Source organism: Streptomyces sp. NBC_01515, from assembly GCF_045040345.1.
Taxonomy (GTDB): domain Bacteria; phylum Actinomycetota; class Actinomycetes; order Streptomycetales; family Streptomycetaceae; genus Streptomyces.
In genome coordinates this window covers 10,421,437-10,436,647 of sequence record NZ_CP109416.1, presented here as the reverse complement: position 1 = coordinate 10,436,647, position 15,211 = coordinate 10,421,437, and the positions used below count along the sequence as shown (strand labels likewise).

Genomic DNA, 15,211 nt, shown 5'->3' with positions numbered 1-15,211 from the left:
CGATTGAGAGCCCCCGGCGAAACAGCGCCCCAGACCCTCAACGCCCCACCCGCCGAGGCAGCAACCCGATCTCCTGCGCCCGCAACACCGTACTCACCCGATCCCGCGTCCCCAGCTTCCGATACAGCCCCTCCACGTGCTTGTGGACCGTACGCACGGAAATACCCAGCCGATGAGCAATCGCCGAAGCCGTGAGCGCATCGGCGAGCAACAGCAGAACGGTGACCTGGCGGGGCGTAAGCCGAGAGTCCGCCGGCACCTCCTCCCGCGCCTCCGGCGGAGCCGTCGCCGCGCGCCAACGCTCAAGAAGTTGGCGCTGCTGCTCCACCCCGGCCAACAGGGGCTGCAACTGCTCGGCGGCCCGCACATGGTCCTCGGTGAAGTCCGCGCCCGCGCGGTACCCGAGGCAACCAGTAACCGGAGTGGCCGTGCCGGGCAGAGGTATCGCCAGCACATGGTCGGCGTCCATCAACCGGCTGATCGTGCCCGCAGTACGGCTCCGCCCCCACCCCCTCCCAGCCATCCGGCGCGCGGTCCCAGGCCGCCGGACGGCACCGCCCACGGCGTAGTGGTCCGCGAAGGGGTACCCCCGCCGCAACACCGCCATCGCGTCGCCCCCGACGCCGTCGACGCCGCCGATCCGCCCCAGATGCGCCGCCGCACCCGGCGAGAACCCCATCGACCCGCTCCGGTCCGTCCACTCGCCGAGTTTGTAGATCAGCGCCTCGCCACCGCACAGCCCGGGCAGCGCCGCGGCGACCATCGGCCACAACCGCTCGGGTTCCCGTTCGTGCAGAGCCGCCACCGCGACCGTCAGCATGCGTTCGTACGCCCCGGCCGGCCCGCCCGTCATACGCCCTCACGATCCCGCGTGTGTCACGTCCACGTACGCATGGACGCACGTACGTACTTCTCCCCATACCACCACGACCATCGCACCCGGCAGAATTCACAGCGTTCCGGCAGCGCCTGCGACCGTATGGATCAAGGGAGTTGACGGTACGGATCCGCCTGCGCGGGGGACAGGCGGATTTCGGCCGTCCCGGGTTCCCGACCCGGGTCAGGAACCCGGAACCGGAAACAGCAGGCAGCTGCTCGTGGCGTGCGCGAGCAACCGGTCCTTCTCGTCGAACAGTTCGGCCTGGGCGAGCGCGGTACGCCGCCCGCCGTTCAACACCGTCCCTACGGCGCGGATGCGCCCGGTGTCGGCGGTGACCGGGCGCAGGAACTTCACGGTCAGGTCGAGCGACGTGTACCCCATGCCCTGCGGCAACGTGGACTGCACCGCGCAACCGGCCGCCGAGTCGAGCAACGTGGCGTAGACCCCGCCGTGCACGCTGCCGATGGGGTTGTAGTGCTCCTCCCCCGGTATCAGCGAGAACACCGCGCGCCCGTGCTCCACCTCGTCGAGCGTGAAGTTCAGGGTGGCCCCGATGGGCGGCGCGGGCAGCCGCCCGCCGATCAGTTCCCGCAGGAATTCCAGCCCCGTGGACTGTCCTACGGCGGCTGCCGAGACCCCCGGGTCCTCCCACTCGTACGTGCGTGACCGTCCCATACCGCGCTACCTCCCAGGCTGGCTTCCCAAAAAGAAGCTAGATCTTCTCGTAGCTGACTGTCAATGACAGAGCCAGGTGGCTAGGCTGGCGGGCATGGAATGGCTCGACGTGAGCACGGAGAACTGCCCGGTCCAGAGCACGCTCGATCTCGTCGGCGAGAAGTGGACCCTGTTGATCCTGCGGGACGCGTTCATCAGGGTCCGGCGTTTCGACGACTTCCGGCGCCATCTCGGACTCTCGGACGCGGTGCTGGCGGACCGGCTCCGCAAACTGGTGGCGGCCGGGATCCTGACGACCGTGCCCTACCAGCAGGCGGGGAGCCGGACCCGGCACGAGTACCGGCTGACGAGCAAGGGCCGCGATCTGTGGCCGATTCTCATGGCCCTGCGGCAGTGGGGCGAGACGTACGCCGCCGACCCCGAGGGGCCGGTTCTCGACGTACGGCACACCGAGTGCGGCGCGCCGGTCCGCGTGGTGGTGGAGTGCGACGGGCCGCACGGCGCGTTGCGGCCGACCGAGGTCACGGCCGCTCCCGGACCGGCGGCCCGACCCGTACGAACCCTGCTAGCGGAGTGAGTGCCTGCGCGAGCCGGCGCCGACCGTGAGCGAGGTGCCGTTGCCGCGGTGGACGGTGGCGGTGGTGAACAGCGGGTCGCTGCGCAGGAGTTGATCGGTGCCGGGGACCTCGGGGTACAGGCCGAGGCTCGCCCACACCGCCCAGGATGACATGGCGCCGAGGTCGTCGTTGCCGACGAGTCCGCCGGGGGCGTCGGTGAACAGCGTGGACAGGGCGCGGTGGGTGACGGCCCCGGCGCGGTCGGCGTGGCCGACGTAGGTGTAGGCCCAAGGGGTCCCGAACGAGGGCTCGTTGCCGAGGTAGGCGTAGGGCTGATCGGCGCCCGCGTTCAGGCTGCTGAAGAAGGTGTCGAGGCGGGCCGTGACAGCGGCCTCGCCGCCCATCGCCGCGAACAGGCCGGGCAGGTCCTGCGGGACCATCCACGTGTACTGGGCCGCATTGCCCTCCACGTACTCCGTCTTCTGGGCCGGGGTGAAGGCGGGCCAGGTGCCGTCGGCGGCGCGGGGCTGGAGGTAGCCGGTGGCGGGGTTGAAGAGGTTGCGCCAGTTCCCGGAGGCCCGCAGCAGGGTGTCGTACGCGGTCAAGTCGCCGAGCCGGTGGGCGAGTTGGGCGAGCGCGTAGTCGGCGACGGCGTATTCGAGGGTGGTGGAGACCGAGCCCCAGACGCCCTTGGTGCCGGCGGGGACGTAGCCGAGGGAGTCGTACTGCTCGTGTCCGGGGCGCTGGCGGTTGTCCTGGCGGTCCACGAGGGCCGTGCGCAGCAGGGTGGCGGCGTCGAAGTCGGTGCCGCCGAAGGCGTGGATCGCGGACGCGATGGCGGGCAGCGGGTCGCCGACCATGACGCCGCTGCCGCCGTTCGCGAGGGTCCAGCGGTCGAAGTACCCAGCTTGGAGGCCCTGGTTGAGGACGGACTGCGCGATGTCGGAGGCCTCGCGCGGGGCGAGCAGCGCCAGCAGCTGGACCTGGCAGCGGTAGACGTCCCAGCCGGAGAAGTTGGCGTACTGGACGTGTCCGGCTTGGGTGCGGTGGACGAGTCCGTCCATGCCGGTGTAGCGCCCGTCGGTGTCGCTGAAGACGCTGGGGTGCAGGAGGGCGTGGTAGAGGGCGGTGTAGAAGACCCGGCGCTGGGCGTCCGTGCCGCCGCCGACGGTGATCCGGTTCAGCCACCCGTTCCAGTCGTCGCGCACGGCCTGCCGGATCGTGTCGTACGACCGCGCATCCTGCTCGGTGAGTGCGTTGCGGCGGGCGCCCTCGACGTCGACGAAGGAGATGCCGACCCTGGCGGTCACCGTGCGCACGCCGGGGGCGAAGGTGACCAGGGCCGCGCCCGCTTTGCCGTCGGGGTGGGAGGTCTGGGCGAAGGGCTGGTCGAAGGTGGCGTGGAAGTAGAGCCGGTAGCGGTTCTTGGCCTTGCAGAAGGCACCGCTGTCGCTGTAGCCGGAGAGCGTGTCGGTCCCGATGTCGACGGATCCGGTGGCCGCGGTGAACGCCTTGGCCGCGTCGATGCTCACGGCTGCGGGGCGGGTGTCGTTCGCCGGGTAGGTGAAGCGGGCGATGCCCGAGCGCTGGGTGGTGGTGAGGTCGGTGCCGATGCCGTTGTCGAAGGTGACGTGGTAACTGCCGGGCGCCGCCTGCTCGTTGGCGTGCGAGAACGTGGCGTACGCCGGCGGTGCGGCGTCCTGCGTGGGCATGAAGGGCACGTTGCCGTAGGCGGCGCAGCCCGCTCCGGAGATGTGCGCGAGGCTGAAGCCGCGGATGCGGTTGTCGCCGTAGGAGTAGCCGCCGTGCTGGTACGTCACCGTGTCGGGGCTCCACTGCATCCCGCCGAGCGGTGCCGTGGCGCCCGGGAACGTGTTGCCCGCGCCGCCGCCGTGGCCGAAGTCGGGGCCGCCGGGGGCGGTGCCGACGAAGGGGTTCACGTACCGCGCGAGGTCGTCGACGGCCCGGGGCCGGGTCGTCCCGTCGGCCCGGACCGGGGCGGCGGCGGCCGCTCCGGACGCCACGAGCACCGAGGCCGCCAGGGCGGCCCGAAGCAGGGGAAGTCGCACCACGTTTCTCCAGCCAGACAGGGAACCCGCCGCCCGCGCGGCGCCGGACCGCGAGTGTCCCCAACCCGGCCCGGCCTGCCGTGCCGCCACACCGTCCGGCCGCGAGGACCAGCCGGTCGGGTCATCACTCCGCCACCTGTCGCCGTCACCGAGACGGTGCGAAAACGGTGTGGTGCGGACGGCGGAACGTCTGTGAACATGGGGCCCTCGACGACGGGGGCGGCTGATGCGACAGGTTCGGCTGGTGCGCGGGGCGATGAGTACGGCGCTGTTCGCGATGACGGCGGTCGGCTGTTCGGGATCCGGGGGCGCGCAGTCCGCCGAGACGGGGCATACGACGACCGCGTCCCCCTCCTCTGCGACCTCCGGCGCGGCGCAGACGTCCGACAGCGTTCAGGGCTCGTGGCGTGCCTGGACCAAGGACCTCTCCGGCTCCGAGGGGGTAAAGGTCTGCGGTGCCACGGCCCACCAGGTCGTGTGCGCCACCGGCTCCGACGGTTTCGTCGGGCGGTCCCGGACCGACGGCGCGGTCACCTGGACCGTGCCCACCACCGCCGCGGGCAAGAACCTCGGGCTCGTCGTGGACAAGGCCGACGAACGCGCCGTGACCAGCGGCGGTCGCACCCTGCGCGCCGCGAACCTGCGCACCGGCAAGGCTGCCTGGTCCCTCGAACTGCCCGCCGACCGCGTGTACGCCGGGTTCGTGGCGGCGGACGGAATCGTCTACGCGCTCGACACGTGGAGCAGTTTCACCCGCGAGGCGAACGTCGCGCTCGGCGCCTACCGGGCGTCCGACGGTACGGCGCTGTGGCACCGAACCGTCGACGCCGACCGCTATGAAAGCCCGGCCGCGTTCGGCGGGCGCGTCTACACGACCGACTCCTCGAAGGTCACCGCGCGCGACGGCCGTACCGGCGATGCGCTCGCGACCACCACCTCGGGCACCAAGTGCCCGCACCTCATCGCCGGCGGCGACTACCTCGTCTGCTCGGGCAGCGCGTACACGACCGAGGACAGCTTTCCACCCCTCCGGCGGCTCGACCCGGGCGACCTCCGACCGCTCGCCACCGCCAAGGACAGCGGCCAGAAGCCCAAACGCGCGCTGATCTCGGCCGACGGTGTGCTGATGCTCTTCGAGGTCAGTCCGGAGGATTCCAGCGTCGGGGACTGGACCGCCTACGACCTCAACCACCCGAAGAAACTGTGGAGTTACTACACGACCTCGGCGGAAGCCGGCCTGGTCGGCGGGCGGTTCGTGACCTTCACCCCCGGCAACGACCCCGCCACCCGGGGACGCATGATCACCATCGACCTGCATGCCGGACCGCACGCGAAAGGAGATGCCGCACCGCGCATGTCACCGGCCTACCCGGAGACCGTGGACAGCGCGTACCCGGCGCTCGTCCTGCCGGGAGGCGACCCGGACTACGTCGTCATCGAAACGATGGTCCATCACATCCTGCGGTCGCTGCCGATTCCCTAGGAACAGCTGCCCTAGGAACAGATGCCCCGGGAACGGAACAGGATGATGGGTGGCATGGTGATCGACCGCGAAGAGGCGGAAGCCGTACGGCCGTTGACGCTGGCCTGGGTGAACCGGCAGCTGGAGGTCGGCGAGCGGGTCGCCGGAACCGAGGTGTTGCACGGCGGTATCACCGCCGAGATGCGGCGGCTGACCATCGGTACGCAGGACCGGAGTACGCGTGACCTGGTGCTGCGGACCTTCGTCGACCCCCACTTCGTGGAGCACGCCGAGGACATGCTGAACCGTGAGGCCGACGCCCTCGCCCTGCTGGCGGGAACCGACGTGCCGGCCCCCGGACCGGTCGCGGTCGATGCGACCGCCACGCACTGCGAGTACCCGTCGCTCCTCATGACGCATGTCCCGGGCCGTACGGTCCTCGACGACGAGGGGCTGGAGGCACGCGTCCCGCTGCTGGCCCGTCAGCTCGTGGCGATCCACGCGCTGCGACCCGCCGTCCGGCCCCACGTGTACAAGGCGTGGACGACCGCCGACGCCGTCGTCCCTCCACTTGGCGCCGACCCGGTGGCATGGGCCGCGGCAGTCGACGTGATCCGCGAGCCCGCGCCCCGGTATGAAGGGCGTTTCCTGCACCGGGACTTCCACCCCGGCAATGTGCTGTTCGACGTGTCGCCCCCGAGCACGACAGGTCCGCATATCACAGGGGTCGTCGACTGGGTACAGAACTCCTGGGGACCGGCGGACCTCGATGTGGCGCACTGCTCCAGCAACCTCGCGCTGCTCCACGGCCCCGCCTGGGGTCTGCGGTTCGCCGAGGCGTACGAGGAGGCCGGCGGAGTGCTGGCCGCGACTGGGGGCGAACGGTTGTACTGGAGGTTGCTGGACGCGCTGCCGTTCGCGGCCGGCGCGGAGTGGGTGGCGCGGCCGTGGCGCAGGGCGGGGCGGGCGGAGCTGACGACGCGGGCCGTGGAGGAACGGCTGGATGCCTACGTCGCCGCTCTGCTGGACGCGCTGGGCTGAGCCGGCGTGATCCGGCGCGGGGTCGGGGCAGGCTTCAACGTCCCGCACCTGAGCCATTTCTGACGGACCGTCCGTTGTCGTTCAGTCCTGGCACTGCCCACCGCCGTTCAGTCCCGCCGGCTGGCCCGAACCACTCGGTCGATGACCTTTTCGCCCCGCTCCGGCCGCTCTGCGAACCAGTCGCCGAGGTGCTCCCGGACGGCCTCCGCTACGCACACCCGCACAGCGGTGTTGCCCAGCAACGTGCGTGTGGCGCCGAGGTATTCGGGTTGGTCGAGCTTCACCGAGACGACGGCCGTGAGGCTCTCGATGATCAGGTCGGCGCGGGCACCGAGGTCGGACGCGGCCGGCAGCCCCCGTTCCTGCGCGAACGCGGTGACCGCGGCCACCACTCCGTCGCGGAAGCCGTCCAGATGCGTGCCGCCCTCGTGAGTGGCCAGGCTGTTGGCGAAGCCGCGTATCCGCGCGCCGCGGGAGTATCCCCACAGCAGGGCCACCTCCATCGTGCCCGCCATTCTCTCGTCCTCCCGCTCGAAGCCGAAGACGTCCGCCATGGGGTACGCCCCCGTTTCCGCGTCGAGGGCGGCCACGAAGTCCCTTACTCCGTACGGGAATTGGAACAGCACCCTTCCGGGTCCGTCCGCCGGGCGTTCGTCGGTCAGCGAGATGGCCAGACCCCGGTTGAGGAAGGCCAGTTGCCGGAACCGCTCCGCCAGCACGGGGAACGAGCACCATGTCGTCTCGAAGATCTCGGTGTCGGGCCAGAAGGAGACGACCGTCCCGCTTTCGGTCGCCGAGCCCACGCCTCCGGTCAACGCCCCCACGGTGTCGGGCTGTTCGACCTCGACACCGCGCGCGTACTCCTTGACCCACCGGGTCCCCTCGCCCCGCACCTCGACCGTCAACCGACTCGACAGGGCGTTGGCGACGAAGAGCCCCAGGCTGAAGGGGGCGATGACCGCAGTGCGCCGGCCAATGGGGCCGGAACCGACGTGCAGACTGGTCAACTGGGCTTCGAGGTCCGGGGCGTTGGCTCCTCCACCCCCCGCCCCGTCGTCGGCGACCCGCACACCGCCGTCGGACGTGAGCGTGACGTCGACGGAGCCGGCGCGGCCCGCCAGGACCTCGCTCACGGCCCGGTCGACGACCTCCAACACGAGGTGGTACAGGCCGCGTTCGCCGGTCGAGCCGACGTACATCCCGGGCCGCTTCCGAACGGCTTCCCGGCCGTCCAGCACCTCGATGTGAGCAGCGTCGTACTTCATGCCGTCCGTACTCACGAAGACCCCTCCCATGACGTCCGGTTGATCACCCCAGCGTAGGCGAAATCAACGAAAGCACCAGGTCAGAGCTGTTTCGCCGAAGCTGCGGACGGGCGGGTGACGGCGTGCCGGGAAGCGGGCGGCTCAGCCCTCGCGCACCATACCCGGAACTCTTCCGAGGGCCCGCCGAAGCCGCGTACGGCCCCGTTCCGGGCGCCCCTGGGGGCCTCAATTCCGGTGTGTGGCAGGCGAGTCGGGAGGCGGGGCGGACGCGGTGAACGACGACGCGGATACGGCCGAAACGACGCTCAGTCGCTCCGCGCCGGGATCGCCAGCTTCGCTATGTCCTTGAGGAGGGGTCGGCAGCGGGAGAACTCGTCGCGGCCCACCGTGAGTCGGCGTCCCCCGGCGGTGATGGCGTACATGGTGGGAATGATCGGGTTCCTGGACACTCGTCGGACCTCGGTGACGTCACGCCAGGCACAGACCGTTTCGCTGCCCACGCCGTCCGTCTCGACCATGCCGCCCTCGAAGTGGACGATGCCGCCCTCGGAGTTCCGCCGCACGACGCGAGCGGCGAGCAACATACCGACGAGCACCACCGGACAGATGACGGCCCCCGCATACGTCTTGCCGGACACGCCGTCGTTGACGGTGTCGATCACGACGACGGGCATCAGGAGGGCCACGAAACCGCAGCCCGACACCGCGAGCAGCCACGCGCCGAAGCGGGAGCGGTCGTAGACGGCCTTCAGCTCGCCGAGCCCGGCCTCCCCGGCGGCACGCACGGCCGCGTCACGTGTCTCCTGGCTCATCCTCGACATCGCGCCCCAACCGGCGCCTCTGATGTGTACGGGACCGCGAGCGTCGGCACCTCGCTGCGCCTACGGCGCCGTCAGAGCGGCCAGTTCCGAGTCGAAGAACAGCTCCGGGTCGAACCCCATGCCCGTGAAGTGGCCCGCGAGTTCCAGGGACAGGACGCCGTGCAGGCGGGTCCAGAAGGTCAGGGCGCGGTGGAGGGCCGCGGGTGGGGCGGGGTGGTCGCCCGCCCAGTGCCGGTGGGCTCGCAGGTCGACCTCGAACGGCGTCTCGGGACCGTCCGCGGGCAGTTCCGTGCTCGCGTCCAGCAGGGTCGCCATGATCTCGGCCGCGATGCCGGTGACGTCTTCGGGTGCGTGGTAGCCGGGGACGGGTGTGCCGTAGATGAGGAAGTAGCGCTGGGGGTCGTCGAGGGCCCAGCGGCGCAGGGCGTGGGCCAGTCCGGGCAGTTCGGTGCCGGAGGCGGCGGCCGCGCGGCAGGTGTCGGCGAGGCTGCGGTAGGCGTCCCGGATGAGTTCGGTGATCAGGTCGTCGCGGCTGGCGAAGTACCGGTAGAGGGCGGGTCCGCTCATGCCCATGCGCTTGGCGATGGCGTTGAGGGAGAGCGCGGAGGCGCCCGCCGTGGCGATCTGTTCCCGCGCGTGTTCCTTGACCTCCGCGCGCACCTGGTCGCGATAGCGCTCGCGTGGGGTCTTCGTGCCCGTTTCCGCCATGACCGGCCGCCTTCCACTCCCACTCGACTACATGTTCACGCTTCAGTTAGAAGCTATCACGATTGCTATTGACGACCCCATCTCGCGTGAGTTACAACTTATAACGAACACGAAAGCACCTAGCTCTCGGCGGATCGCAGTGGAGGTCACCATGAACAGCACGGACAGCACGAACCACGTGGACAACACCACCGACGCCCTCGTCGAGGTCGTCCTGCCGGGCAAGGTGGAGCCGGAGGGCCTGGAGGTCCGGCACGGGGCCGTTCCCGTCGCGGGCCCCGGCCAGGTCGTGATCCGGATGGAGGCGACCGGGATCTCCTTCGCCGAGCAGCAGATGCGCCGCGGCAAGTACTACGACCAGCCCCCGTTCCCGTTCGTCCCCGGCTACGACCTGGTCGGCACCGTCCGGAGCACCGGTGCGGGCGTCGAGCCGGGCCTGGCCGGCATCCGAGTGGCCGCCCTGGTCAAGGTCGGCGGCTGGGCCAGCCATGTGCTGGTCGACGCGGCCGACGTGGTGCCGGTGCCCGAGGGGATCGGCGCGGCGGAGGCCGAGACCGTGGTCGTCAACGGCATCACGGCCTGGCAGATGCTGCACCGCAAGGCCCGCGTCCGCGCCGGCCAGACGATCCTGGTGCACGGCGCGAACGGCGGCGTCGGCACCGTCCTGGTCCAACTCGCCCACGCCGCAGGGGTGAACGTGATCGGCACGGCGTCCCCGCGCCATCACGACGCGCTGCGCGAGCAGGGTGTCGAGCCCATCGACTACCGCACCCCGGACCTGGCGGCCCGCGTCCGCGAGCTCTCCCCGCGCGGCGTGGACGCCGTCTTCGACCACGTCGGCGGCCCCAGCGTCGTCCGGTCCTGGCACCTGCTCGCCCCCGGCGGCACGCTCGTCTCCTACGGCAGCGCCTCCACCCGTGACGACGAGGGCTCGAAGCAGCTGCCCGTGCTCAAGATCCTGGGCCGGGTCTGGGTGTGGAACGCGCTGCCGAACGGCCGCCACGCCTACTTCTTCAACGTCTGGGCCGGGCGCGCCCTGAGCAAGAACAAGTTCCGCGCCCAGCTGAGCGCCGACCTGACCCAGGTGTTCGCCGCCCTCAAGCGCGGTGAGGTCAACGCCCAGATCGCAGCCCAACTCCCGCTCGCCCGCGTCTCGGACGCCCTGCGCCTGGCCGAGTCCGGCACGGTCGCCGGCAAGGTCGTCCTGACCCCGTGACGTGCCCGTCCCCTCTCTCCCCACCCGCCTCGGAAGGACCTGCCATGACCACCGTTCCGCCCGCCCGCACACCCCGACGTCACCGCGCCCGGCTGCTCGTCCCGGCGGCGCTCGCCGTCCTGGCCTGTACGGCCACGGCCACGACCGCCACCGCGTCGGACACCTCGCCGAAGACCACTGCGGCAACGATCACGACCGTCCGGAGTCACCACGAGGGGACGCAGCGGCCGAAAGCGATGCTCGACGACTGGCTCCGGCTCTGGAACGGCGACTACGAGCGGGCACCGGGCATCATCTCCCCGGCCTTCCGCGTCCACGCCGCGCTCCTCGACGGCGGCGACGGCAGCTCGATCCGGGGCGCCGACGGACTGGTCGCATGGATCACGCAGACCCGTGCGGCCTTCCCGGACCTCCGCTTCACCGAGCAGGTCGCTCCGCTGATCGACGGCCACCACGCGTCCATACGGTGGACGGCCACCGGCACCTACGCCGGCGGTTTCCCCGGCGCCAAGGCCGAGCCCGGGACCGTGGTCACGTTCACCGGCACCGACACACTCCGGATGCGCGGCGGCAGGTTCGTGGAGTACTGGGTCAACACCGACACCCTCCAACTCCTCACCCAGCTCAAGGCGTTGTGACCACCGGGCAGCTGTCAGGCGCTCCAGGCCTCGACATGCGCGAGCACATAGTCGGCCAGCTCGGCCGGCTGGAGGTTGAGGGCCGCCACGGCCGGACGGTTCAGCGCGACCCTGACCGGTTCGAAGTCGCCCGTGTCGGGATCGTCGAGTTCGGGGCCGTGCCGACGGTCCAGATCCATGTCCAGCAGGTCGGCGAGGAAGTAGTGCTGGACAACGGTGCTCGCCCCGCGCGGTTCGGCCAGGGTCAGGAACTCGGCGGCGGGACCGATCGTGGCCCCGATCTCCTCCAACACCTCGCGCCGCAGCGCCGCTTCGAGGTCCGCGTCCTCGGGCTCGACGCTCCCGCCGACGGTCGTGCAGTACGGATCACCGCCGGGCCAGCCACGCTTCAGGAACACCAGATGACCGTCGTCGAACAGCACGACCCGCGCCTTGTGACGAACCCTCATGGCCCAACGGTAGTGGGCGGACCGGGAGTTGACCCCCGAAACCTTCAGCCGGACGGTCGAGGCGCCCGCGAGGAGTTCGTCCAGCACGCCATCGAGGGAACGGACTTCGCCGTCGCGCGCACGGAGGCGGCGGAGCGTCGCTGAGGTGGCCGGCGCGACAAGGGTGGGCAAACCGTCAAGCATCACCCTCGCACAGACACGCGACTCTCGTTCATAGCTACGAACTTGGCTCCAGGTGGGTGCCTTCGACGCCGAACCTCTGATAGTTAACTTTCCTATCAGTTCGGCGGTACGACCAACTCCCCACCCCCCACCACCCTTTGGAGTCCCCGTGGTCCACCCGTTCCACGACGCTGCGCCCTCCGAGCCGACGAGCCCCTCACGTCGGACGCTCCTCGCGCTCATCGGCGTGTCGCTCGCCGCGGCGCCTCTGCTGCGCGCTCCGCAGGCCTCGGCAGCCCCCACGGCAGCCGCGGCGGTCGGCCTCGACGACCCGGCGAAGAAGGAGATCGCCATGAAGCTGGTGTCCAGCGCGGAGAACTCCTCCCTCGACTGGAAGGCGCAGTACAAGTACATCGAGGACATAGGCGACGGCCGCGGCTACACCGCCGGCATCATCGGCTTCTGTTCCGGCACCGGCGACATGCTCGACCTCGTCCAGCTCTACGCGACCCGCAAGCCCGGCAACGTCCTCGCCAAGTACCTCCCCGCGCTCCGCAACGTCAACGGCACCGACTCGCACTCCGGACTCGACCCGAACTTCCCCAAGGACTGGCGCACCGCGGCCCAGGACACGGTGTTCCAGCAGGCGCAGAACGACGAACGCGACCGCGTGTACTTCAACCCCGCCGTCAGCCAGGGCAAGACCGACGGCCTGCGCGTGCTGGGCCAGTTCACGTACTACGACGCCATCGTCATGCACGGCGACGGCGACGACCCCACCAGCTTCCGCAACATCCGCGCCCGCGCCCTGCGTTCGGCCAAGCCGCCGGCCCAGGGCGGCAACGAGACGACGTACCTCAACGCGTTCCTCGACGCGCGTGTGTGGGCCATGAAGCAGGAGGAGGCCCACAGCGACACCACCCGCGTCGACACCGAGCAGCGGGTCTTCCTCCGCAACGGCAACTTCGACCTCAACACACCGCTGAACTGGAAGGTGTACGGAGACAGCTACACCATCAACTGACGTGTCCCGTCGGCTCGTTGAGCGGTAGCGCGAGCGGACGGAGCGACGCCGGGGCCTGAGGGTGCGGGTCCTGGCGCCGCTCCATGACCTGTACCGGTCGACGCCCCTCGTGTCCTGTGTCGGCCAGCAGTTCGTGGACCTCGACCCGGCTGGCGCGGAGCCGTTGTGCGGCATCTCCGTGCGGGGCGTCTGCCGTGGCGGCGAGGGCGGTTGCCAGCTTGGCCCGGCCCTGGCTCAGGCGGCTGCGCACCGTGCCGACCGGGATCCCGCAGACCTCCGCGATCCGTTCGTACGAGGTGCCCCCGGTGGCGAAGTAACGCAGTACCAACGGCACACGCAGCACCGGGGAGAGTTCCTCCAGTGCCTGCCAGACCCAGTCGCGCAGCGCGTTCCGCTCCAGCCACTGCTCGGGGCCCATGTGCGTTGACTGTTGGGGCAGTTCGTCCACCGGCCGGACCACGACGGCCTCCCGCAGCACCAGCCGACCGGCGTTGCGCACGATCGTCCGCAGCCACGCGCCCACCGCCTCCGGATCCCGTACGTCCCCGATCCGCAGCAGCGCCGTCAGCGCCGCGTCCTGCATCATGTCGTCGGCGTCCGCGCCCGGCCCCAGGATGCTCACCGCCACGGCGCGCATTCCGGCCCGGTGCCGTTCCAACAGCAGCCCCAGCGCGGCGACTTCACCCGACTGGGCCGCACGCGTCAGCTGCGCGTCCGGCGTGCGTGCCGCCCCCTCGGCGTCCCCCATCATGAGTCCCTTTCGGCACCTGGTCACGGCTGTTCGGGGCACCCCGACGAGAGCCGCCCTCCGAACCCGGGCGTTCGGGCCCGGAGGACGGCTCACCGTTCACGGCTTCGGCAGGGTGCGGTGGGTCAGGCGTCCGCGAGCCAACTGCCGTGGAATCCGGCGGGCACCCGGCGGGGCAGGTGGATGGTGGCCACCGGCTCCTGGGTGAGGTTGTCGGCGTCGAGGATGACCAGGTCGCTGCGGTCGGTCGCGGCGTCGTAGACGTAGGTCATGAGCCAGCCGGGGCCGCCGGGTCGATCGTCGGCCGGCGCGAAGGCCGCCTCGCCCGGGAGGCGTCCGGGAGCGAAGTAGTGGCTGGCGACGCTCGACTTGCGGAGGTCGTACCGGTGGATCGCCGCACGCGACTCGTTCGGGTCGTACTGCGGGAGTTCCGGGACGGGTGCCGCGGTGGCGTGGCCGAAGTCGGCGGGCAGGCCCGCGAGTCGGTCGTCGATGCGGGGGAACTCCCCCGGGTGGTCGTCCAGTTGCTCCTCGCTGATCGCGCCGGTGGTGAGATCGATGGTCCACCGCCACAGGTGCGCCGCCGTGGCCACGGTGACGCCGTCCCGCAGGGACGGGTACCGCATGCCGAGCAGGACGAGACTCCGACCCTCGTTCTCCTCATAGGAGTTGAGGGTGTGGAAGACGTAGCAGGGGTCGATGTCAAACCAGCGGATGTCGCCGTGCGGGTCGTCCCTGCGCAGGACGCCGAGCCTGGCTCCGTAGGTGTCGGACCAGACATAGGGCATGCCGCCGTTCGGGTCCATGGCCCGTTCGATGCTGAACACGGCGGGCAGGTCCATGAAGACGACGTGGTTCCTGGTGAGGTGGAAGTCGTGCATCATCGTGTGCGCCGGCACGTCGATCGGACGGCTGACGGTCAACTCACCGCCGGCGTCGGCACGGTGATAGGTGAGGTAGGGCGCCGACAGCCCGCCGTACCCGTAGAAGTGCAGCTCGCCGGTGACCGGGCAGGTCTTGGGGTGGGCGGTCATCGGGGTGCGCAGGCGGCCGTCGAAGTCGTAGGGGCCGACAGTGTCGAGTTCGCGGCCGGGCTCGCAGCTCAACTCCTGCGGGAAGGACGTCTCGACGAGGGCGAGGGTACGGCCCGCGTGCCGGATGACGTGGGTGTTGGCGACGCCCGCGGCGAGGTTCATCCCGCCGTCGCGGCCGTAGACCTGGGCGCCCGTTTCGAGGGTGGGGGTGCGGACCCAGCGGTTGCGGTACGAGGTGGCCTTGCCGGCGTCGAGGCGGACGCCGTGCACCATCCCGTCGCCGGTGAACCAGTGGGCCGAGGTGGCCTCGTGCGGGTTGGGGCCGTTGCGCAGGTACCAGCCGGTGAGTTCCGGCGGTATGGCTCCGGTGACCGCGAGTTCGGTGACGGTGATCTCGTCGGGGACCGGGGCGAAGTTGCCGGCCAGGTGCGGAGGCGGTGGGGTCTTGTCCGTACTCATGGG

Annotated in this window: 15 protein-coding genes; 6 read left to right on the top strand and 9 right to left on the bottom strand. The window is 70.7% G+C overall.

The genetic code is table 11. The annotated features are described in order from the left end of the window. Window positions 1–37: 37 nt before the first annotated feature. Together OG407_RS46160 and OG407_RS46155 are read right to left on the bottom strand one after the other, a co-directional pair. On the bottom strand, window positions 38–853 hold the full coding sequence (locus tag OG407_RS46160; protein WP_405866981.1) for a LuxR C-terminal-related transcriptional regulator: 816 nt from the start codon (window positions 851–853) through the stop codon (window positions 38–40). A gap of 207 nt (window positions 854–1,060) precedes the next feature. Continuing rightward, on the bottom strand, window positions 1,061–1,555 hold the full coding sequence (locus OG407_RS46155; RefSeq protein ID WP_405866979.1) for a PaaI family thioesterase: 495 nt from the start codon (window positions 1,553–1,555) through the stop codon (window positions 1,061–1,063). 94 nt (window positions 1,556–1,649) lie between these two features. Between OG407_RS46155 and OG407_RS46150 the strand changes: the two genes are divergently transcribed. Then, on the top strand, window positions 1,650–2,132 hold the full coding sequence (locus OG407_RS46150) for a winged helix-turn-helix transcriptional regulator (protein ID WP_405866977.1): 483 nt from the start codon (window positions 1,650–1,652) through the stop codon (window positions 2,130–2,132). Here the strand turns inward: OG407_RS46150 and OG407_RS46145 are convergent. Then, entirely contained in the window at window positions 2,121–4,181 is a 2,061-nt protein-coding gene (locus OG407_RS46145; protein WP_405866975.1) for a GH92 family glycosyl hydrolase, read from the bottom strand. The genes OG407_RS46150 and OG407_RS46145 overlap by 12 nt on opposite strands. Before the next feature lie 226 nt (window positions 4,182–4,407). Here OG407_RS46145 and OG407_RS46140 point away from each other — a divergent pair, with 226 nt between their 5' ends. Both OG407_RS46140 and OG407_RS46135 read left to right on the top strand, forming a co-directional pair. After that, complete coding sequence (locus OG407_RS46140; protein ID WP_405866973.1) at window positions 4,408–5,664, top strand: PQQ-binding-like beta-propeller repeat protein; 1,257 nt, start codon at window positions 4,408–4,410, stop codon at window positions 5,662–5,664. A gap of 54 nt (window positions 5,665–5,718) precedes the next feature. Next, window positions 5,719–6,684 carry a phosphotransferase family protein gene (locus OG407_RS46135; protein ID WP_405866971.1) on the top strand — a complete coding sequence of 322 codons (966 nt, stop codon included), beginning with the start codon at window positions 5,719–5,721 and terminating at the stop codon, window positions 6,682–6,684. Between the two features lie 107 nt (window positions 6,685–6,791). Here OG407_RS46135 and OG407_RS46130 read toward each other — a convergent pair whose 3' ends face one another. The 3 genes from OG407_RS46130 to OG407_RS46120 all read right to left on the bottom strand — a co-directional run bounded on the left by OG407_RS46130 (window position 6,792) and on the right by OG407_RS46120 (window position 9,478). Then, window positions 6,792–7,964, bottom strand: a complete 1,173-nt coding sequence (locus tag OG407_RS46130; RefSeq protein WP_405866969.1) for a DNA gyrase subunit B — start codon at window positions 7,962–7,964, stop codon at window positions 6,792–6,794. 290 nt (window positions 7,965–8,254) lie between these two features. Beyond that, window positions 8,255–8,761, bottom strand: a complete 507-nt coding sequence (locus tag OG407_RS46125; protein ID WP_405866967.1) for a hypothetical protein — start codon at window positions 8,759–8,761, stop codon at window positions 8,255–8,257. Window positions 8,762–8,830: 69 nt separating this feature from the next. Continuing rightward, complete coding sequence (locus OG407_RS46120) at window positions 8,831–9,478, bottom strand: TetR/AcrR family transcriptional regulator (RefSeq protein WP_405866965.1); 648 nt, start codon at window positions 9,476–9,478, stop codon at window positions 8,831–8,833. A 151-nt stretch (window positions 9,479–9,629) separates the two neighbouring features. On the opposite strand from OG407_RS46120, the gene OG407_RS46115 reads away from it, so the two are divergent. Both OG407_RS46115 and OG407_RS46110 read left to right on the top strand, forming a co-directional pair. Beyond that, window positions 9,630–10,694: a medium chain dehydrogenase/reductase family protein gene (locus OG407_RS46115; RefSeq protein WP_405866963.1), complete on the top strand. Its 1,065-nt coding sequence runs from the start codon at window positions 9,630–9,632 to the stop codon at window positions 10,692–10,694. A gap of 44 nt (window positions 10,695–10,738) precedes the next feature. After that, window positions 10,739–11,332 carry an ester cyclase gene (locus OG407_RS46110; protein ID WP_405866961.1) on the top strand — a complete coding sequence of 198 codons (594 nt, stop codon included), beginning with the start codon at window positions 10,739–10,741 and terminating at the stop codon, window positions 11,330–11,332. Between the two features lie 14 nt (window positions 11,333–11,346). Here OG407_RS46110 and OG407_RS46105 read toward each other — a convergent pair whose 3' ends face one another. After that, window positions 11,347–11,781, bottom strand: a complete 435-nt coding sequence (locus tag OG407_RS46105) for an NUDIX domain-containing protein (protein WP_405866959.1) — start codon at window positions 11,779–11,781, stop codon at window positions 11,347–11,349. Window positions 11,782–12,112: 331 nt separating this feature from the next. Between OG407_RS46105 and OG407_RS46100 the strand changes: the two genes are divergently transcribed. Beyond that, complete coding sequence (locus OG407_RS46100) at window positions 12,113–12,967, top strand: chitosanase (RefSeq protein ID WP_405866957.1); 855 nt, start codon at window positions 12,113–12,115, stop codon at window positions 12,965–12,967. Here OG407_RS46100 and OG407_RS46095 read toward each other — a convergent pair. Continuing rightward, window positions 12,960–13,718 (bottom strand): RNA polymerase sigma factor, encoded by a 759-nt coding sequence (locus OG407_RS46095; protein ID WP_405866955.1) that lies wholly within the window; start codon window positions 13,716–13,718, stop codon window positions 12,960–12,962. The two genes, OG407_RS46100 and OG407_RS46095, sit on opposite strands and share 8 nt — an antisense overlap. A 122-nt stretch (window positions 13,719–13,840) precedes the next feature. Beyond that, entirely contained in the window at window positions 13,841–15,208 is a 1,368-nt protein-coding gene (locus tag OG407_RS46090; RefSeq protein WP_405866953.1) for a carotenoid oxygenase family protein, read from the bottom strand. Between the last annotated feature and the right edge of the window lie 3 nt (window positions 15,209–15,211).